A 20687-nucleotide genomic window follows, 5' to 3' on the forward strand; every position below is an offset into this window, starting at 1 on the left:
GCGCACAAAAATGCCGGCCGCGAGGGCCGGCAGCGTGCATGAAGCGTGTTCGAATGAGGCAGGGCGCGGCGCTGTGCAACGGCGCCGCGAGCGAGGCTTAGGCCAGCGCTTTTTCCACGATCTCGCGGACGTCGCGCGATTTCGCCTGCGCGGCGACCTGTTCGAGCGCGGCGCGCATCGCGTCGCGCAGCGCCGGGGTGAAGCGGCGCCACAGTTCGAGATTGCGCGCGAGGCGCGCGGCAACCTGCGGGTTGATGGCGTCGAGCGCGAGGACCTGTTCGGCCCAGAATGCGTAGCCCGAGCCGTCCGCGGCGTGGAACTGCGCGGGATTCGCCGCGCAGAAGCTGAAGATCAGCGAGCGTGCGCGGTTCGGATTCTTCAGATTAAAGGCCGGGTGGCGCATCAGCGTGCGCACGGTCTCGATCGTCGGTCGCTGGGCCGTGCCGCGCTGCGTGGCCTGCAAGGAGAACCACTTGTCGATGACGAGCGGCTCCTTCTCGAAGCGCACATAGAAGTCCTCGAGCGCTTGCTTCGCCTGCTCGCCGCCCGTGCCTGCCGCCGCGTTCATTAGCGCGGAAAGCGCGGCTGCGCGGTCGGTCATGTTGTTCGCGGCGTTGTATTGCGCGGTGGCGAGTCGTACGGCCTCGGCGGGGTCGTCGAGTTCCGAGAGGTAGGAGAGCGCGAGATTCTTCAGGCCCCGGTGGCCGGCGGCTTCCGGCGTGGGCTCGTAGGCGCCCGGCGTGAGGTTGGCGTCGTAGGCCGCGAGCCATTCGTTCTTGAGCGCCGCGGCCAGGCCCTTGCGCACGAACTGGCGCGCGGCGTGCACGGCGGCGGGATTCGACTCCGCCATTTGCTCCGCGAGATAGGTTTCCGAGGGCAGCATCAGCGCGAGTTCGCGGAACGACGGCGACAGCGAAGCGTCGTTGAGCACGCGGCCAAACGCTTCTGTGAGCGCATCATTCATCGCGAGCGGCTGGCGCGTGGCAGCGCGTGCTGCCAGCGCGAGCAGTTCGCGTGTGGCAAGGCGCTGGCCCGCTTCCCAGCGGTTGAACGGATCGCTGTCGTGCGCGAGCAGGAACGCGAGTTCGTCGTTGCCGTAGTCGTATTCCACGATCACCGGCGCAGAGAAGTTGCGCAGCAGCGAGGGCAGGGGCTTGTGGGCGACGTCGACGAAGGTGAAGGTCTGCTGCGCGTCGGTCAGCTCGAGCACGCGCGTCGTGCTTGCAGTCGCGTTGGAACTGGATTCGCCTTCGAGCTTGAGCGGCAGATCCGCGCCATCGGGGCCGATCAGGCCGATCGCGAACGGGATCAGGAGCGGTCCCTTCTGCGTGTCGCGCGCAGCCGGCGAACCGTTCGCATAGCCCTGCGCGAGCGTCACGCTATAGCGCTTCGCGGCTGCGTCGTATTGGGTGGTGACCGTGACGCGCGGCGTGCCCGCCTGGCTATACCAGCGCTCGAATTGCGCGAGGTCGCGGCCATTGGCGTCGGCCATGGCGCGGCGGAAGTCGTCGCAAGTCACCGCCTGGCCGTCGTGGCGCTGGAAGTAGAGGTCCATGCCCTTGCGAAAGCCGTCGCGGCCGAACAGCGTCTGATACATCCGCACGACTTCCGCGCCTTTTTCGTAGACGGTCATCGTGTAGAAGTTGTTGATCTCGACGTAGCTTTCGGGGCGCACCGGATGCGCCATCGGGCCAGCGTCCTCTGCGAACTGCATCTGGCGCAGCACGCGCACGTCCTCGATGCGCTTGGTCGCGCGCGCGGCCTCGTTCTCGTCGCCGCCCGACATCGCCGCCGAGAACTCCTGGTCGCGGAACACCGTGAGACCTTCCTTGAGGCTCAGCTGGAACCAGTCGCGGCAGGTCACGCGGTTGCCGGTCCAGTTATGGAAGTATTCGTGGCCGACCACGGCCTCGATGTTGGCGAAGTCGACGTCGGTGGCCGTTTCCGGATTCGCCAGCACGTACTTCGTATTGAAAATGTTGAGCCCCTTGTTCTCCATCGCGCCCATGTTGAAGTCGCTCACGGCGACGATCATGAAGCGGTCGAGATCGAGTTCGAGGCCGAAGCGCCGCTCGTCCCAGCGGATCGAGTGGATCAGCGAGTCCATGGCGTGGCGCGTCTTGTCGAGGTCGTGCGGCTCGACCCACACCTGCAGCAGCTTTTCCTTGCCCGAACTGGTGGTGATGCGTTCTTCGAGCGCCACGAGCTTGCCCGCCACCAGCGCGAACAGATAGCTCGGCTTGCGGAACGGGTCTTCCCACTTCGCATAATGGCGGCCGTCGGGCAGATCGCCGGCTTCGATGAGGTTGCCGTTCGAGAGCAGCACCGGGCACGCGGTCTTGTCGGCGCGCAGCGTGACGGTGTAGGTCGACATGACGTCGGGACGGTCGAGGAACCAGGTGATGCGGCGAAAGCCTTCGGCTTCGCACTGCGTGAAGAAGTTGCCGCTCGATACGTAGAGCCCCGAGAGCGTCGTATTGGCTTCCGGATTGCAGGCGCCCGTGAGCGTGAGCGTGAACGCGTCGGCCACGTTCTCGATCGTCAGGCCGTGTTCGTGCGCACGCACATTTTCGCAGGCGTTGCCGTCGATTTGCGCGCCGATGAATTCGAGCTGTTCGCCCATCAATTCGAGGTGCGGTGCCGGCCCGGCGGCGGGATTGCGGCGCACGCGCAGCGTGCTCTTGACGACGGTGCGCTCGGGCGCGAGGTCGAATTCAAGGTCGACGGTGTCGATCAGGAAAGCGGGCGGCGCGTAGTCTTCGCGGCGGATCACGGTGGGCGTGGCGGTATCGGACATGGTCTTGTGCGGGGAAGCTTCGGGGCGGATAGCGGTATGGGGAGGCCGCGCCTTGTGTACGTTTTGTACGATAGCGCGGCCGCTCGCCCCATTGTACAAAGGCTCGCCCTGCTTGTCCGATGTGTCCCGCAGGCGTTGCGCCGCGCCGCTGGCCCGAACTTTCACGCCGGGGCGCGAGTCAGTATGATCGGGGCCTGCGGTGCCGATCACTGCGAGCTTGCCGCGCGGCGACGACCTGTCGCCACTGCCACACTGCAACGAGAAGACCATGATGCCCGACCGATGGACCCGCCGCGCCCTGCTGTTGCTGGCGGCGCTTGCCGTGACGCTGTCCGGCTGCACGACCTATGTGACGAGCCAGGTGACCGCGTTCTCCGCTTGGGGAGGCGGCAGCGACGCCACGCGCACTTACGCTTTCGCGCGCAATCCCGACCAGCAGCACAGCATCGAGCAATCGACCTACGAGAGCCTCGTCGCAGACGGGCTTTCCTCGTACGCCTTCCGCCAGGTGCCAGAGCGGCAGGCGCGCTATTTCGTGGCCCTCGCGTACGGCAGCCGCATGGACACGGTCACGGTCGCGCAACCCGTGTTCTATAACCCGTGGCCTGGCCCGTACTGGGGGCCGTACAATCCGTGGGGGCCTTGGGGTCCTTGGGGCCCGGCCTACGTGAACCAGAGCTACCCGGTGTACTCGCATGCGCTCGGCATCCGCATCACGGAGCAGGAGGGCGGGAAGGAAGTCTATAACGTCACCGCGCGCACCTCGGGCGACGATCCCTCGCTCGTGCACGTTATGCCGTTTCTCGTGCGCAGCGCACTGTCGAACTTCCCGCTGCAGAACGGCTCGGTGCAGCAGGTGAGACTGCCTGTTGACAAGAACACGGGGGCGCCGGCCGAGGTCCCGGCGGCGGCGTCAGGAGCCGCGCCGGCCGCGGCCGCTCCAGCAAAGTAGATGGTGCAAGCGTCAGTGGCGGCTCAATCGCCACTGGCGTTCAAACGCCCACACCCATGATGGCGAGCACGCCAAGCACCACGAACAGCACGGCGGCGATGCCGTGCACGAGGCCCGTCGGCAACTTATGGGCGAAGCGGTCGCCCAGCAAGATCGCGGGCACATTGGCAATCATCATGCCGAGCGTCGTGCCGGCCACCACCCCGAAGAAGTCGTGAAAGCGCGCGGCGAGCGCGACCGTTGCAATCTGTGTCTTGTCGCCCATTTCGGCAAGGAAAAAAGTGACGACGGTGGCGCCGAACACGCCGAGGCGCGTGCGATTGACGTTGGCTTCGCCTTCGTCGAGCTTGTCGGGCACGAGTATCCACAAACCCATGGCGACGAAGGAAGCGGCGAGCGCCCAGCGCATCACCGAAGGCGTGACAAGCGAGCCGAGCCACGCGCCGAGCGCGCCCGCGCCCGAGTGATTGACGAGCGTGGCAACCAGCACGCCGAGAATGATCGGCATGGGCCTTCGATAGCGCGCTGCGAGCACGAGCGAAAGCAGTTGCGTCTTGTCGCCGATTTCGGCGAGCGCGACCGCGCCGGTCGAGACGAGAAAGGCGTGATTCACGTTTTGGCGATCCTCGGGCCGGGATGAGTGCGAACGACGACTCATGGCCCGCTGGGCCCTGTTGCAGCGGGCATGAGTCATCGGTCTCGCCAGGCCTGAGCGACAAAGGCAGGTAAAGCAGATAAAGGCTGCGTCCGCCATGGCCGCACGGGCCAAGTCTGTTGACGGATGCCCCCGCTGCGCGTGCGCGGCGCGCAGCAAACCCGAAGGCTGGCCGGGCGGCACGGCGCGGGGCGGCTACTCCCCAATGAACGGCGAATTATAGCATCGGGGTTTTCCGACGCCCGGCTTCGCCAGGGCTGTCGGCCCCGGGGTTGGCGGCGAGTTTTAGCGCTTTGCCGTGTCGCGGCTGTGCACGCGCGCACCGGCTGCGTAGGTCTCGAACACGGCGCGGTCGTCCCCGAGCAGCGCGAACGCGAACAACAGTTCTTCGAGCGATTCGGCGCGCGCGGTGCGGCGCTTGAGCAGCGGCGTGGCCTGCGGGTCGAGCACGACGAAGTCGGCTTCGCTTTGCGGCGCGAGCGTACCGATCTTGTCGGCGAGATCGAGCGCGGCGGCCGCGCCCGCCGTGGCGAGCCAGAACATGCGCGTGGCCGTCAGGTGATGGCCGCCCATGCGCGCGACCTTGTGCGCTTCGTTCATGGTTTGCAGCATCGAGAACGAGGTGCCGCCGCCCACGTCGGTCGCGAGCGTGACGGGCATCTCCGTAGCCTGGGCCTTGTCAAAGTCGAACAGGCCGCTGCCGAGGAACAGGTTCGAGGTCGGGCAGTGCGCCGCGACCGTGCCGGTTTGCGCCATGCGGCGACGGTCTTCGTCGTCGAGCCAGATGCAGTGGCCATACACGGCGCGGCGGCGCAGGAGCCCGTAATGATCGTAGATGTCGAGATAGCTGCGTTGGCGCGGGAACAGTTCCTTCACCCACTTCACTTCGTCGAGATTCTCGGCAACGTGGCTCTGGATGAAGATGTCGCCATGCGCCTTCGCGAGCGCTTCGCACGCTTCGAGCTGCGCTTCGGTCGAGGTGGGCGCGAAGCGCGGCGTGAGCGCGTACATCTGGCGGCCATTGTTGTGCCAGCGCGAGATGAGTTCGGCGCTATCGTCGTAGCCGGTCTGGGGCGTGTCGCGCAGGAACTCGGGGCAATTGCGGTCCATCAGCACCTTGCCCGCGATCATGCGCATGTTCTTCGACTCGCTCGCCGTGAAAAGCGCATCGGCGGATTGCTTGTGCACCGAGCAGTAGACGAGCGCCGTGGTCGTGCCGCACGAGAGCAGTTCGTCGACGAAAAAGCGCGCGGTCTCGAACGCCACGTTTTCATTGGCGAAGCCGCGCTCGGTCGGGAACGTGTACGTTTCGAGCCACGGCAGCAGGCCCGGCGCCGGCGAGGCGATCATGTCGGTCTGCGGGTAGTGGATGTGCGTGTCGATGAAGCCCGGCACGATCAGCTTGTCGCGCAGGTTGTGCACCGTCGCGCCTTCGGCCACGCGAGCGCTGAGCTCGGACCATGCGCCCGATGCGACCACGCGGCCGTTCTCGACGATCACCACGCCGTCTTCGTGGAAGACGGCAGCGTCGGGCGACTGCGCGGGGTCGCCGGTGAACGTCAACAGTTTTGCGCGATAAGCCGATTGAGTCATGGGAACTTCGTCTCCGAAAAATTCAGGTGTTCATAGGCCGTATGGATGCGCACCGCTCCTGAAAACGCGGCGCGCAAAAGCCCTGGGGCCGGCGCTGGCGCGCCGGTCCTCATCAAGGGTGAAGCCTTAAGCTGGGGGAGACGGCGCGGGATCAGGCCACGGCGCCGCTCCAGTACCGGTCGAGCTGCGCGATCAGCGCGGCGCGTTCCTCGGGCGTCACGAAGGACGCCTCGAAGCTGTTGCGCAGGATCGTGTACACCTCTTGGTCGTCGAGCTGCAGCGCCGCGATGATGGCGCTGAAGTTCTCGTTCACGTAGCCGCCGAAGTAGGCGGGATCGTCGGAATTGACGGTCACCGCGACGCCTTCGTCGAGCAGTTTCTTGAGCGTGTGCTTCGTCATGTCGTCGAACACGCAGAGCTTCAGGTTCGAGAGCGGACAGACGGTGAGCGCGACGCGCGTGTCGGCGAGGCGCGTGACGAGCGCCTTGTCTTCGATGCTGCGCACGCCGTGATCGACGCGGTCGACCTTGAGCAGATCGAGCGCCTCGTAGATATAGGCGGGCGGGCCTTCCTCGCCCGCGTGCGCGACGAGCTTCAGCCCTTGCGCGCGAGCCTTCGCGAACACGCGCTCGAATTTCGAGGGCGGATGGCCGCGCTCCGACGAATCGAGGCCCACGCCGATCATGCGCGGATAGCGCGCGAACAGCGGCAGCGCGGCGTCGAAGGTGGCGAGCGCGTCGGCTTCGCTCAGATGGCGCAGGAAGCAGAGGATCAGCTTGCTCGTGAGGCCGCGTTTTTCAGCGTCGGCGAGTGCGCGGTCGATGCCCGCCACCACCGTTTCGATCGGCACGCCGCGTTCGGTGTGCGTTTGCGGATCGAAGAATATTTCGGTGTGCACGACGTTGTCCGCGAGCGCGCGCTCGCAGTAGGCCATCGTCATGTCGTAGAAGTCCTGCTCGGTGAGCAGCACGCTCGCGCCCGCGTAATAGATGTCGAGGAACGACTGCAGGTCGGTGAACGCGTACGCCGCGCGCAGCGCTTCGATCGACTCGTAGGCGAGCGCGACGTGGTTGCGCTGCGCGAGCGCGAAGATCAGCTCGGGTTCGAGCGAGCCTTCGATATGGATGTGCAGTTCGGCCTTCGGCGCGCGCGCGGCTTTTTGCACGAGCGAGTTGACAGTGGGCGTGATGGTCATGGTTGGTTCGATCGGTTGCGTTCAGTGGTTGACATCACGCGGAATGGACCGTTCCGGTAGCCGACGTGCCGGTATTGGACGTGCCGGGAGCGTTGGTGCCAACAGCAGCATGCCCAGGCGCGCCGATGCCCGCCGCCGCCGCTTCGATCGCCTGCAGCAATTGCGCGGCGGCCGAGATCGCGATGACTTCGGGCGACTTGTCGACGATGCCGTCCACGCCGAGCGGGCAGCGCATGCGCGCGATCTGCAGCGGGTCGATGCCGCGCGCGGCGAGCCGGTGCTCGAACTGCTTGCGCTTCGTGTGCGAGCCGATCATGCCGAAGAACAGGAAATCGCCACGGCGCAGAATGCGCTCGGCAAGATCGAGGTCGCGCGAATGATCGTGCGTCATCACGATGAAGCTCGTGCCGGGCGGGGCGGCGTCGATGGCTTCGTCGGGTGCGTCGTTGGCGTCGATCGTGACGTTGGGCGCATTGAGCGCCGCGAACGCTTCCGGCGAGGGAAAGGCGGCGTCGCGCTCGTCCACCCAGCGCACCCGGCAGGGCAGCGTGCCGAGTACGCGCACGAGCGCCGCGCCCACATGGCCCGCGCCGAACAGCACGACGGGCCGCTCGTTGGGCGCGATCGTCTCGGTGAGCAGCATCGTGCCATCGTCATGATCTGGCGTGCCCGTGTCCCACAGCAGGCAATCGGGCGATTCCACGCCGGGTTCGGGCTCCGAAAGCAAAACCGTGTCGGCCGCCGCAGCATCGGTCACGCCGGCTTCGGCACCGGAGGGCGCTCCATTCCGCGAGGAGCGGAATGATACGCTACGAACGGTCGAGGCGCCCGCCGCGAGCCGGCGCGCGAGCGTGGCGAGCCAGCCGAGGTCGGAAACGTCGAGCCGCTCGAACGCAAGTACGACTGCGCCGCCGCAGCACTGGCCGAGGCTCGGCCCGAGCGCGAATCGCTCGAGGCGGCGCGCATGCGGCGTGCGCATGCCGTCGCGCAACACCTGGCGCGCGGTCTCAATGGCCTTCCATTCGAGATGGCCGCCGCCAATCGTATGGCGGGCCGCTTCGCGTGTAACGATCATCTTCGTGCCGGCTTCGCGCGGCACCGAGCCTTCGGCGCGCGCGACGGTCACGAGCACGGCGGCATCGCCGTGCGCGAGCAGGTGTTGAAGATCGGTAACCCAGGCTTGCATCGGGCGGTTCTCCTACTTGACTACATCTTCTGTTGGGGCGGCGGCCGGCGCGCTTGCCGCACGTGCGCGCAGGGCGTCGAGCGCGTCGAGGATCGCCTCGGGCGTGGCGGGCGCGTTGAGCGGCGCGGCTTCGCGGGCCTCGGGCACGGCCGCGCCGATCGCCTCGCGGATCGCGAGCAGCACCGAGAACGGCAGCAGCAAGGGCGGTTCGCCCACGGCCTTCGAACGGAACACGGTGGGCTCGGCGTTCTCGTTGCGGTAGAGCTGGACGTGAAATGCCGCGGGCGTATCGCTGATCGCCGGAATCTTGTAGGTGGAGGGCGCGTGCGTCATGAGCTTGCCATCGCGGTTCCACCAGAGCTCTTCGCTCGTGAGCCAGCCCATGCCCTGGATGAAGCCGCCTTCCACCTGGCCGATGTCGATGGCCGGGTTGATCGACTGGCCCGCGTCGTGCAACACATCGGCGCGCACGAGCTTCCATTCGCCCGTGAGCGTGTCGACGACCACCTCCGACACCGCCGCGCCATAGGCGAAGTAATAGAACGGATGGCCGGTGAGCGTGCGCGCGTCCCAATGCACCTTGGGCGTTGCGTAAAAGCCGTCGGACCACAGTTGCACGCGCTTCAGATAGGCGCTTTCGACGAAGTCGGCGAAGGCGATCGCGTTGCCTTTCACCCGCACCATGCCACCTTCGAATGCGACGTCTGCGGGCGCACAGCCATACTCCGCGGCGGCCAGCGCGGCGAGGCGCGCGCGGATTGCGAGCGCCGCGTCTTCGGCGGCCTTGCCGTTGAGATCGCTGCCGGTCGAGGCGGCGGTGGCGGACGTGTTCGCCACTTTCGACGTGTCGGTAGCGCTCACGCGCACGTGCGCGAGCGGCAATCCGAATACGCCCGCGACCACCTGCGCGACCTTCGTGTTGAGCCCCTGGCCCATTTCGGTGCCGCCGTGGTTCACGAGCACGGAGCCATCGCGATAGACGTGCACGAGCGCGCCCGCCTGGTTCAGGTGCGGAACGTTGAACGAGATGCCGAACTTCACGGGCGTGAGGGCGATGCCGCGCTTGAGCACGGGGCTCGTACGGTTGAATGCGGCGAGCGCGGCGCGGCGCGCGGCGTACTGGCTCGACGCGAGCAACTGCCCGGTGAGCGGCGCGAGCACGTTGTCTTCGACGCGCTGCCCATAAGGCGTGACGTCCCGCTCGCCGATGCCGTAGTAGTTAGCGCGGCGCACATCGAGCGGATCGCGCCCGAGCGCTTTCGCAATGCTATCGAGCATCACCTCCATCACGAGCGCGCCCTGCGGTCCGCCGAAACCGCGGAACGCTGTGTTCGACTGCGTGTTGGTCTTGCAGCAGAGCGCGACGATTTCGACGTCCGAAAGATAGTAGGCGTTGTCGAAATGGCAGACCGCGCGCGTGGCGACCGCGCCCGAGAGATCGGCGGAATAGCCCGCGCGCAACGCAATTTCCACGCGTGCGCCGACGAGGCGTCCTGCGTCGTCGTAGCCGGCTTCGTATTCGTAGAGCGCGTCGTGGCGCTTGCCGGTGATGAGGAAATCGTCGTCGCGATCAGCGCGCAGCTTGATGGGGCGGCGCAGCTTGTGCGCGGCCAGCGCGGCCACGCAGGCGAACAGGGCCGACTGCGATTCCTTGCCGCCGAAGCCGCCGCCCATGCGCCGGCATTCGCACATCACGCGATGCGTGGGCCAGCCGAGCAGATGCGCGATCAACTGCTGCATCTCGCTCGGGTGCTGCGTCGAACTGTAGACGAGCATGCCGTCCTGTTCCTCGGGCAGCGCGTAGGCGACCTGGCCTTCGAGATAGAACTGCTCCTGGCCGCCCACGGCAAACGTGCCGGCGATGCGGTGGGGCGCGGCCGCGATGCGCGCCGCCGGCTCGCCGCGCGTGAGGTGCAGCGGCGGCAGGACATACTGCTGGCGCGCTTTTGCTTCGGCGATGTCGAGCACCGCTTCGAGCGGCTCGTAGCGCACCACGTCGTCGCTGGCGGCGAGCGCGGCCGCATGGCGGGCGAGTTGATGGCTCGTCGCGATCACCGCGAATACGGGCTGGCCGAGATACTCCACTTCATCTCGCGCCAGCACCGGGTCGTCGTGCAGGACCGGGCCGCAGTTGTTTTCGCCGGGAATATCGGCGGCGGTCAGGACCGCGACGACGCCGGGCATGGTGCGCACGCGCGCAAGATCGAGCGCCACAATGCGCGCATGCGCATGGCGCGAGAGGCCGAGCGCGGCGTGGAGCGTGCCGTGCAGTTCGGGGATGTCGTCGGTGTAGCGCGCCTCGCCGCTCACGTGCAGGTCTGCGGACTCGTGTGGCAATGGTGCGCCGAGCGCCGCTTGCGTCGACTGTGCTGTGGTTTGTGCGATGGTTTGCGCGGAGGTTTGTACGATAAGCGGATCGGACTGGCGGTTCATGATGCATCTCCCGCAAGCGTTGCGCCTGTGCCCACGCCGGTTTCGTCGACGACTTCCGCCTCGGAGGCAAACACGAAGGCGTTCACCTCGCACAGCGCAAGCGGCGCGTCGTCGCGCGTTTCGAGCCAGCAGCGCCAGAGCAGATTGCGCGCGACCTTGAGGCGATACGCGGCGCTTGCGCGCATGTCGGTGAGCGGCTGATAGTCGGTGTCGAGCACGGCCATGGCGCGCTGCGCGGCCGCTTCGTTCCACTGTGCGCCCGCGAGCGCTGCTTCGGCGTGCGCGGCGCGCTGCGGTATCGCGGCCATGCCGCCATACGCGATGCGTGCGTTCGCGATCGTGCCGTCCTCGCCGATCTCGAGCGCAAACGCTGCGCAAACCGCCGAGATGTCCTGGTCGTAGCGCTTCGACACCTTGTAGGTGCGAAACCGCAGCGTCGGCGCGGGGCGCGGCACGCGGATCGCTTCCACGAACTCGCCCGCTTCGAGCACGTTCTTCTGATAGCCGGTGTAGAACGCCGCGAGCGGCAGCGTGCGCACGCGCGCAGCGCGGCGCAGGATAACTTCGGCGTCGAGCGCGAGCAGCGCCGGCATCGAGTCGCCGATGGGCGAGCCGTTCGCCACATTGCCGCCCAGCGTGCCCGCGTTGCGGATGGGCAGCGAGGCAAAGCGCGCCCACAGTTCCGCGAGTTCCGGGTAGTCGGCGGCGAGCGCCGCGTAGGCCTCTTCGAGCGGGACAGCCGCGCCGATCGTGAGCGTCTGGGCGTCGCGCTCGACGCGCTTCAGCTCGGCGACCTGCCCGGTGTAGAGCACATCGCCCAGATCGCGCAACTGCTTGGTGACCCACAGGCCGACGTCGGTGCCGCCCGCGAGCACGCGCGCCTGTGGATGCCCGGCGCGCAGCGTGGCGAATGCTTCGAGCGTGCGCGGCGCGAAAAACGTGGCGTGGCCGTGCGCGGCGCCGCGGGCGTCGGGGCCGCGATAGTCGAAGGTGTCGCTGCGCGCGATCGAGCGCAGCGCCGCTTCGAGCGGCTCGCGCGCGAGCGCGACGCGCGCATAGCTCGCCGTGTCGAACATGCGCTGCGCCGCGTCGATGATCGGCCGGTAGCCGGTGCAGCGGCACAGATTACCGGAGAGCGCCTGATCGATTTCGTCGCGCGTGGGCAGGCCGGCGTCGGCGCCCTGGCGCTCGTAGAGCGCCCACATCGACATGACGAAGCCGGGCGTGCAGAAACCGCACTGTGAGCCGTGGCAGTCGACCATCGCTTGCTGGACGGGGTGCAGCGCGCCGTCGGGCGCGCGCAGGTCTTCGACCGTGAAGAGCGCGCGGCCGTCGAGTGTGGGGAGAAACTGAATGCAGGCGTTGACGGCCTTGAGCGCGAGACGGCCTTCGTCGTCGAGTTCGCCGAGCACCACGGTGCAGGCGCCGCAATCGCCTTCTGCGCAGCCTTCCTTGGTGCCGCAGGCATGCAGGTCCTCGCGCAGGTGCTGCAGCACGGTGCGCGTGATGGGCGCGTCATGCACTTCGTGCACGGCGCCACGATGGACGAAGCGGATGGTTTGCGTTGTCATCTGAAAAACCCGGGAGACATTGCGGATCAGGCGCGCGTTACGCAGGGAACCGGGGCGCCTTGACTGTCAGTCCGGCCTCGCGCACGTAGATCGCCATCCAATCCCGAATTTAGCACCGACAGGGGCCGGAAAGTATCCTTTCTGGAAGATGGGGGTTATGTGACAGCGCCAATGAGCAAGGCGTGTGCGATCCGACCCTTCGTGGGGCGTTCAGGCGGAGACGGGGACCGCCGCCGGGCCAGCGGCGGCGAGGAGGGAGAGGGCGCCGCTGGCGCCCTTGGTCACGCAGCCAGGTGCGGTGCGCGAGGAGATTCGTTGCTCAGGTTTAACGGCGGATGCCGGGCCACGCCACCTGGCGGCGGCGGTTGCGCCACAGGCTTACGACCACAGCCAGGAACATGACGGCAAATGCAAGCACAGACCAGAGCGGCAACGTGAGGCCGAGGATGGGCGGGTAAGTGGTTTCGCACAGGCCCTGGACCTTGAACACGCCCGGCAGCCAGTGCGCGGGTGGCAGGGCGTCGACGATGGGCTGGAGCGTGTCGAAGCCGCAACTGAAGTTCGGGACCGCCTGCACCCAGGCGAGTCGCGCGGAGGCGACGATGCCGCCTGCCGCCGAAAGCGCGACGAGCGCTTCGAGGGTGCGCACGGCGCGCCAACTGGTGAAGCGCGCGCCGAAGAACGCGAAGATCGCAATCAGGATGAAGAAGTAGCGCGTGAGGATGCACAGCGGGCACGGGTCCTGGTGCTCGGCGTACTGGAAATACAGTGCGCCGCCCAGCAGCGCGAGACAGATCAGGCCGAGGAGGACCAGCAGGCCGCGCTCGCGGCGCAGCAGCGCGTTATCGTCGTTCATGTAGCTCGTTTATTCGGCACGTTTATTCAGGTTGGATAGCGCAGCCGGCATTAAGCAAATGCTGAAGGGTGCGGCTGCAACGGCGTCTCGGGATTCTAGCGCGAAGGGGGTGCAGCGCGAGCGAGCGCTTTTGACCACACGCAGGCGGCGGCCGCTTGCCTGCAGAACTGCCGCCGAACCACCGTCGAACTGCCGCCGCGCCCCATTTTCGTTATCGCAGCGGTGCGAGCACCGCTTCCACGCCGCGGCCAATGGCGAGGATCGCGTCGTCGGCATAGGGCGCGCCGGCCAGCATCAGCCCCACCGGCGCTTCATCGGGATGGTGGATCGGCAGCGAGAGCGCGCAGGCGTCGAGGAAGTTGAAGGCGCTCGGGTTGCGCAGGACGAGCGCATTGGTGCGCGTGAACGCCTCGTCGTCGGCGACGAGCGGGGCCAGTGCGGGCGGCGCGATCGGCACGGTCGGGGCGATCACGGCGTCGAAGCGCGACCAGAGCGTCGCTTGCGCCTCGTCCATCATGGCGGCGCGCGCGGCGATCAGATCGAGATAATCGGCGGCGCTCGCGGGTTCGCCCTTGAGGATGCGCACGAGCACGCGCGGGTCGTACTGGTCGCGGTGTTGGGCGAGCAGCGGGCGGTGCCAGGCGTAAGCCTCGATCGGCGAGAAACCGAAGCGGTTGATTTCGGCCATGCGCTCGAACGCCGAAAAACGCACTTCGTTCACGATCGCGCCCGCTGCGTCGAGATGCTTGAGCGCCGTGTCGAGCGCCTGCGCCACGTGGGGCTCGATGCCGTCCGTCACATAGTTCGTGAGCACGCCGATGCGCACGCCATCGAGGTGACGCGCCGCGCTCACGTGCGGCGGCAGTCCGGCGAGGATGCGGTCGACAAGCGCGCAGCACGCCACCGTATTGCCGATCGGGCCGAACGAGTCGAGCGTGGGCGAGAGCGGCAGGCCGCCCGCTTTCGGGATGCGCGCGGCCGTCGGCTTGAAGCCGGTGAGGCCGCAGAACGCCGCCGGAATGCGGATCGAGCCGCCCGTATCGGTGCCGAGCGCGACGGCGGCCATGCCATCGGCGACCGAGGCGGCTGCGCCTGACGAGGAGCCGCCCGCGACGCGCTCGTCGCCGGCCACGCCGCGCCGGTAAGGCGAGAGCGGCGTGCCGTAGTGCGGGTTCAGGCCCAACCCCGAGAACGCGAATTCGCTCATGTTGGTGCGGCCGACGAGCACCGCGCCCGCGTGGCGCAGGCGCGCGACCGCAACGGCATCGGCGCTCGCGGGCGCCGCATTCGCGAGCACCGTGGAGCCGGCGCGCGTGACTTCGCCTTGCACGTCGAACAAATCCTTTACCGAGACGGGAATGCCGGCGAGCGGCGACAGCACGGTGCCCGACGCGCGCAGCCGATCGTGCGCATCGGCGGCGGCGCGCACGCGTTCTGCGTCGACGTGCGTGAACACGGTGGCGCCCTGGCCGTCCGGCGCGGCGATGCGTTCGAGCGCGGCTTCGGCAAGCGCGCGGCTCGTGGTGCGGCCTGCGGCGAGGTCGGCGGCCAGTTGGGCGAGCGGCGGGAACGGCGCGAAGGGGGATCGGGTGGAAGTCATGGCGGCGGGGAGCATCGATGGCAACACATTGGACAGAGGCGCCGCGGACGGATGGCGCTGAACATCGCGGCCATGCGCTGCGGCAAGGGACACATCATTGTAGAACGTGAATTTTTCCTGGGCGCGATTTGGCGCGTCGCGCTCATCGGGTAACATGCACTTTTTCCGACAGGTTTTTGTAAGGATATTCGGCGCATGCACCAGGGAATCGGCTTCATTCAGGATCTGGCAGTCGTGATGGCGATCGCGGGGATCGTCACCGTGCTGTTTCATCGCCTGAAGCAGCCGGTGGTGCTCGGCTATATCGCGGCGGGCGTGATCATCGGGCCGTACACGCCGCCGTTCCAGCTGATTCACGACGAGCAGACCATCCAGACGATGGGCGAGCTCGGCGTAGTGTTCCTGATGTTTTCGCTCGGCCTCGAATTCAGCCTGCGCAAGCTGTTCCAGGTGGGCGCGACCGCGATCGTCGCGGCGCTCTCCGAAATCGTGGTGATGCTGTGGATCGGCTACGAGATCGGCCGCGCGTTCGGCTGGGCGCCGATGGATTCGCTGTTTCTCGGCGCGATCCTCGCGATTTCGTCGACCACCATCATCGTCAAGGCGCTCGCCGATCTCGGCGTGAAGCGCGAGCGCTTCGCGCAGCTCGTGTTCGGCATCCTGATCGTCGAGGATATTCTCGGCATCGCCATGCTCGTGCTGCTCGGCGGCATTGCGCAGACGGGCGAGCTCTCGCCCGGCATCGCGTTCGTCACGCTCGGCAAGCTGCTGCTGTTCATGACGGTTTCGCTGCTCGCGGGCATCCTTGTCGTGCCGCGCGTGCTCGGCTATGTTGCGCGCGTGGGCAGCGACGAGATGCTGCTCGTCTCGGTGCTCGGCTTTTGCTTCGGTTTTTGCCTGCTGGTCGTGAAGCTCGATTACTCGATCGCGCTCGGGGCGTTCCTGATCGGCGCGATCATGGCCGAGTCGCGCCATCTGCCGCGTATCGAGCATCTGGTCGCGCCGCTGCGCGATGCGTTCTCGGCCATCTTCTTCGTGACGATCGGCCTGATGCTCAATCCGCTCGTGCTGGTCGATTACGCCTGGCCGATCGCGGTGATCTCGTTCGCGGTGGTGTTCGGCAAGCTCGTCTCGTGCGGGCTCGGCACCTTCCTCGCCGGCCACGACGGCCGCACGGCGATGCGCGTCGGCATGACCGTCTCGCAGATCGGCGAGTTCTCGTTCATCATCGCCTCGCTCGGCCTCACGCTGAAGGTGACGAGCGGTTTTCTCTATCCGATCGCCGTGACCGTCTCGGCAATCACGACGCTCACCACCCCGTATCTGATCCGTTTCGCCGACCCGCTCTCGCAGCGGCTCGCGCGCGCGATGCCGCCCGCGGTGTCGAATGTCTTCGGCATGTATAGCCAATGGCTGCGCTGCCTGATGCCGCGCCCGACGGGAGCGCAAGGTCCGACGCTGTTCTCGCTCACGAAGCGCATCGTCGTGCAGGTTGCGGTGAATCTCGCGCTGGTGTCGGCAATTTTCATCGGCGCCTCGTATGGCGCGCGCTACGTGCTGCCGCTGCTCGCGAACTGGGTGCCGGACGAGCGCATCCAGCGCGTGGTGCTGTGGAGCGCCGCGCTGCTGCTCGCGATTCCGTTTCTGGTGGCGGTGTGGCGCAAGACCAAGACGCTGGCGCTCTTGCTGGCCGAAGTGAGCGTGCAGCCCGAAAAGGCAGGGCGCTTCACGCGGGCGTTGCGGCATGCGATTGCAGAACTCGTGCCGGCGGTTTCGATGATCGGCGTGTTTGTGCTGGTCGCCGCGCTGTCAGGGACGATTCTGCCGCCCACGGGCTTTTTGATTGGCGTGCTGGTGTGCGCGGCGGCGCTCACGATGCTGCTGTGGCGCTGGTGCGTGAAGATTCACGCGAGCATGCAGATCGCGCTTCGCGAAACTTTCGACGAGCAGCCGGATCCGTAAGGTTGGGGCGCGTCCAATCTCAACCAATCGCAACGGATTGCAACAGAGTGCGAGCGATTGTGCACGGAGGTGGCGGCAACAGGCCGTGCGACGCATAATCGGAACCCTGTTCATTCGTTCGCGCGTCCGGCGCGCCTGACCCTACGTCATGAGCGAAAACAAATCCGACCACTCCGAGGTTCCCGACGGCGCTGACCGTCCTGCCAATGCCAACGCGCCCGCCGCTCCAGGCTCCTCCGGCGCTTCCGTTCCTTCTGGTGCAACACCGTCTGGCGAGGCCGCGCAGCGCGCGTCGACCGACTCGCCCGCGAGCGCATCGGCGGTAACGCCCGAAGCAGCCGGCGCGCCGCGCATTCCGATCGAGGTGGTGGGCGAAGCGGGTAAAGAGGCGCCCGCGCCCACTGCGACCGCCGCTAAGGACCCCGCGCCGCGGGCCACCGGCCAGCCCGCGCCACAGCAGGCCGCGGCCAGCCCGCGGCCGGGCGCCGCGCCAGCGGGATTCGGCCAGGCGCCCGACTTCAGCGCGCAGAACCCGCCGCCGCCGGGCTCCATTCCGACCGATCCGCCACGCTATTTGCGGCCGAGCGATTCGGCGTGGTCGGTGTTCGGCCGCATCGTCGCCGCGCGCGCACGGCAACTGTTCGACCGCGCCGGTCAGCGCATCACCCAGCGGACGTTGCGCATCGGCGTGTCGGCCCGCATCTTTCACCCTGAGCCTGGCGCTCTGGGCCTGCGCGGCAAGACGCTGCAATATCTCGAAGAGTCGATCGCGCATTGGGTCATGTCGCGCGACGTGATCGTCTTCATGATTCCGACAGTCGGTCATCAGGGCATGCTGCACCCGAGCAACATCCGACTGCGAGACTATGCGAAGCATCTCGACGGCCTGTTGCTGCAAGGCGGCGCCGACGTCTCGCCGCAAACCTATGCGGAGACCGCGCCGCGTCCCGAATGGCCCGGCGACCGCGTGCGGGACATGTACGAACTGGAGCTGCTGCACGAATTCATCGAGTCGGGCAAGCCGGTGCTGGGCGTATGCCGCGGTTGTCAGCTTATCAACGTCGCGTTTGGCGGCTCGCTCTATCAGGATATCGCCATGGACGTTCCCACGGCGGGCGTGCACGTGAGCGAGCATTACGATCAGCACCGTCACGCGATCACCTTTCCCGAGGGCTCGTCGCTGGCCAGCATGTTCCCGGGCAGGCGCGAGGCCATCGTCAACTCGATCCACCATCAGGCGGTCAAGAGCCTCGGCCGCGATCTGACGGTCGAGGCCGTTTCATCGGGAGACGGCCTGATCGAAGCGGTGCGCTACCGGCGCTCGCCGTTCGTCGTCGGCGTGCAATGGCACCCGGAGTTTCACCGCGCGGGTGGCCCGGAACTGCTCGATTGCACCCCGCTGCTCGACACGTTTCTTCGGGCCGCGCGCGAGACGCGCTTCTGACAGAAAGGGGTGGCGGAACGAGGAAGAGAAGGGAGGCGAGAGCCTCCCTTCTGATTTTTACCGGCACCGCATATGCGCGTCCAATATTCCGATGGAAAAGTAGGTGATTTCGGACAAGTAATTGGTCGTTCCGTCGGTTATCCGAAATTAATCGACGTTTATGAGATTTTCTGGCGGCGATAATAAGCGGTTACTCGGAATCCTGAACGGACAGGCAGTCATGAAGCAATCAACCCCGCTGCGTCGCGCCTTGCTGGGCGCCGCGGTTTTTACGCTCTTGCAGCACGGCGCAGCCGCGTGGGCCGGCGCACCCGCCAGCGAAGTCGCTCCGGTAGCGGGCAACCGGCCGTCGCTCGGTAGCTTGACGCCGCAGCCGGCGAACACGCCGCCGCTCGCGGGCATCGTAGACGATCAGGCGACCGCGGGGGCCACGCAGGGCGATGTCGGCACGCTCATGCAGCTCATCCACGATTCGCAGCTCGTCGAGTTGCGCACGACGTACAACGCCAGTTATGGCGCGAGTCTGTTCTTCTATCCGCCTGAAATGACCTACTACGTCGTGTTATTCCAGGACAAGCATTTCTGGCGGGTGATTCGCTCGCAGGAAGATGCGCGCGCGGAAGCCGTCTACGCGAATTTCGTGCAGCAGACCCAGCGTCTCGCCGAGGTCGAGATCCGCCGGACCCAGATCGAGGCGCAGAAGGCGTTCATCGATCGCGTAATCGCGCTCAACGAAGACCGCGCACGCCGGCTGCAGGCGGACCTCGACGTCGCGCGCACGCAACAGGCTCGCGTCGACGACTACCAGCGCCAGATGCAGGGCAATATGCGGGCGCTCAATGCCGAGAAGATCCAGGCGCAGACCCAGTTGCGCGATCTCCAGAATCAGGTGGACCAATTGCAGCGCGCGACGGAGGCGGGCTTGCCCGGCTCCCGGCGCCAGGATTCGGTCAGGAACTAGCCGGGATCGGGTCGTGCCGTTGCAGTGCGGCGGTACGGCCTGCCAGGACTGGCAGGGAAGTGGAACATGCAGGAACATGCGGAACATGCGGCAACACAGCAAAACGCCCGGCTCGAAACCGGGCTTTTTGCTGTGTTGCTGTGTCTGCTTCGGGACTGACTTCGAAGTCTACTTCGCGAAGTGGTCGGGCACCTCGGTCACGCGGCGTTGCGAAACGTGGTTCACCCAATCCGTGTTGTCGACGTTCACGGTTGCGCTGCTTGTCGGACGCGATGCCGTGCGCGTGCCTGCGTAAGTCGAGAGAGACGAGTAGTCGCTGCCTGACATGCCGCCTGGCGGAATCGGCGAGTAGTCGGAGGCCTCCGAATATGCGCCCTGGGTGCGCTGGGTGGTCACGAGCGGCGCATTGCGATGCGGCGTGAAGTCGTGTGCCGGATGGCGACGGCTTTCAGCCTGTGCGGAGCGCGTTCCGGTTTCGACGGCCCGGCGGCTCTTTGTGGCGTTGGCTGTCGCACCGTTCGTGCGCGTGGTCCTGGAGGTCAGTGCGCCGCGCAGCGGTGCGTTTGGGTTCGTGCGCGCCGCGAAATCCGGCCGCTCGGCCTTTGCAGTACCAGCGGCCGTGGAAGTTGCAGGGCCATGGGCAACTGCCGGCGCAGGCGCAGTACCGGGCGTGACGATGATGGGCGCCGATGCCGCGCTTTGACGCCGCGTGGCGTTGGCCGCTGCCGTTTGCATGGCCGTGCTTCCTGCAGCCGTGGCGGGTGCGCTCGCCGGTGCGTCCTGATTGGCACGAGGGGCAGCGGACGTGGCGAGGTCGTGTCGCGCACGTATGTCAGAAAGGCGTGCCGATGTGCTTTCGGCGTTGTTCGCAGCGGGGTTTGCTGGCGTGTGCGCAACCGCTTTGTCCTTGCCGTCGCGCAATTGCGTATGGCTTGCCACGATCCAGGCGAGCAGCACTGCGCCGCCAATGGCAACCGCGCTGGCTGCCAGCTTGTGTGAGGGCGGCGCAATGCGCTCGACGCGCCGGGCAGGCCGTGCGCCGGCCGCAGTGCGCTGCAAGGTCTCGGCGGCGGCTCGCTGGGCTTGCGCGGCGTTGAGCGGGCTGCCCACGGGCGCCGCAGCGGGCCGCGGCGGTTCAGGCGTGAAGCGGCGCTGCAGGTCCCAGCGACAGACTTTGCGAAACGCTTCCGCGCTCAGGCACACCGTGCGCAGGATGGCCGCATAAAGCGCCTGAAGTTCGGTGCGCAGGCTGAAGTGTGGGGGCATGAGCGCCCATTCGCGACCAAACGGCGGCGGGACGCGGTTGAGTGGGCGCATGCGCGGCATCGCGAGTGCGCCTTCCACCTGAACTAACGGATAAGTTGACATGGATTTCTCGCTGCCTTGGCGGGATGGGCACCAGAACACGGTGGAACCCGAAAGACGCGCGGTTTACCAGCGCTGTCGTGCTTTGTACGTCTGTACGGGTCAATCGTTTGGATT

Annotated in this window: 14 protein-coding genes and 1 riboswitch; of the genes, 4 read left to right on the forward strand and 10 right to left on the reverse strand. The window is 66.9% G+C overall.

The window, feature by feature from the left end:
- Nucleotides 1–97: 97 nt before the first annotated feature.
- Nucleotides 98–2797, reverse strand: a complete 2700-nt coding sequence (pepN, locus tag NH14_RS14365) for an aminopeptidase N (protein WP_035522394.1) — start codon at nt 2795–2797, stop codon at nt 98–100.
- 268 nt (nt 2798–3065) lie between these two features.
- On the opposite strand from pepN, the gene NH14_RS14370 reads away from it, so the two are divergent.
- Nucleotides 3066–3749, forward strand: a complete 684-nt coding sequence (locus NH14_RS14370) for a DUF4136 domain-containing protein (RefSeq protein WP_035522986.1) — start codon at nt 3066–3068, stop codon at nt 3747–3749.
- Nucleotides 3750–3789: 40 nt separating this feature from the next.
- Here the strand turns inward: NH14_RS14370 and NH14_RS14375 are convergent, their stop codons facing one another.
- From NH14_RS14375 to NH14_RS14410, 8 genes are all read right to left on the reverse strand, one after another.
- The gene (locus NH14_RS14375) at nt 3790–4362 is read right to left on the reverse strand and encodes a TMEM165/GDT1 family protein (protein ID WP_035522395.1); all 573 of its coding nucleotides are present in this window, start codon (nt 4360–4362) and stop codon (nt 3790–3792) included.
- A 54-nt stretch (nt 4363–4416) separates the two neighbouring features.
- Nucleotides 4417–4620: riboswitch (yybP-ykoY riboswitch) on the reverse strand.
- A gap of 69 nt (nt 4621–4689) precedes the next feature.
- Entirely contained in the window at nt 4690–5997 is a 1308-nt protein-coding gene (gene guaD / locus NH14_RS14380) for a guanine deaminase (RefSeq protein ID WP_035522399.1), read from the reverse strand.
- A 151-nt stretch (nt 5998–6148) separates the two neighbouring features.
- A complete protein-coding gene (locus tag NH14_RS14385; protein WP_035522403.1) occupies nt 6149–7192 on the reverse strand; it encodes an adenosine deaminase in 1044 nt (347 codons plus the stop codon).
- A 34-nt stretch (nt 7193–7226) separates the two neighbouring features.
- A complete protein-coding gene (gene xdhC / locus NH14_RS14390; RefSeq protein WP_084225093.1) occupies nt 7227–8378 on the reverse strand; it encodes a xanthine dehydrogenase accessory protein XdhC in 1152 nt (383 codons plus the stop codon).
- Between the two features lie 12 nt (nt 8379–8390).
- On the reverse strand, nt 8391–10811 hold the full coding sequence (gene xdhB / locus NH14_RS14395) for a xanthine dehydrogenase molybdopterin binding subunit (protein ID WP_035522405.1): 2421 nt from the start codon (nt 10809–10811) through the stop codon (nt 8391–8393).
- A complete protein-coding gene (gene xdhA / locus NH14_RS14400) occupies nt 10808–12382 on the reverse strand; it encodes a xanthine dehydrogenase small subunit (RefSeq protein ID WP_052147830.1) in 1575 nt (524 codons plus the stop codon). Before xdhA ends, xdhB begins: the two co-directional genes overlap by 4 nt.
- A 325-nt stretch (nt 12383–12707) precedes the next feature.
- Nucleotides 12708–13238 (reverse strand): disulfide bond formation protein B, encoded by a 531-nt coding sequence (locus NH14_RS14405; RefSeq protein WP_035522408.1) that lies wholly within the window; start codon nt 13236–13238, stop codon nt 12708–12710.
- A gap of 211 nt (nt 13239–13449) precedes the next feature.
- Nucleotides 13450–14838 carry an amidase gene (locus NH14_RS14410; protein WP_035522411.1) on the reverse strand — a complete coding sequence of 463 codons (1389 nt, stop codon included), beginning with the start codon at nt 14836–14838 and terminating at the stop codon, nt 13450–13452.
- A 195-nt stretch (nt 14839–15033) separates the two neighbouring features.
- On the opposite strand from NH14_RS14410, the gene NH14_RS14415 reads away from it, so the two are divergent.
- The 3 genes from NH14_RS14415 (at nt 15034) to NH14_RS14425 (ending at nt 19205) form a co-directional block, all read left to right on the forward strand.
- Complete coding sequence (locus NH14_RS14415) at nt 15034–16800, forward strand: cation:proton antiporter (RefSeq protein WP_035522415.1); 1767 nt, start codon at nt 15034–15036, stop codon at nt 16798–16800.
- Nucleotides 16801–16948: 148 nt separating this feature from the next.
- A complete protein-coding gene (locus NH14_RS14420; protein WP_035522417.1) occupies nt 16949–18244 on the forward strand; it encodes a gamma-glutamyl-gamma-aminobutyrate hydrolase family protein in 1296 nt (431 codons plus the stop codon).
- Between the two features lie 220 nt (nt 18245–18464).
- On the forward strand, nt 18465–19205 hold the full coding sequence (locus tag NH14_RS14425; protein WP_035522420.1) for a DUF2968 domain-containing protein: 741 nt from the start codon (nt 18465–18467) through the stop codon (nt 19203–19205).
- Nucleotides 19206–19373: 168 nt separating this feature from the next.
- Here the strand turns inward: NH14_RS14425 and NH14_RS14430 are convergent, their stop codons facing one another.
- A complete protein-coding gene (locus NH14_RS14430; protein WP_084225095.1) occupies nt 19374–20573 on the reverse strand; it encodes a hypothetical protein in 1200 nt (399 codons plus the stop codon).
- Nucleotides 20574–20687 lie beyond the last annotated feature (114 nt).

Source organism: Paraburkholderia sacchari, from assembly GCF_000785435.2.
In the GTDB taxonomy this organism is placed as follows: Bacteria; Pseudomonadota; Gammaproteobacteria; order Burkholderiales; family Burkholderiaceae; genus Paraburkholderia; species Paraburkholderia sacchari.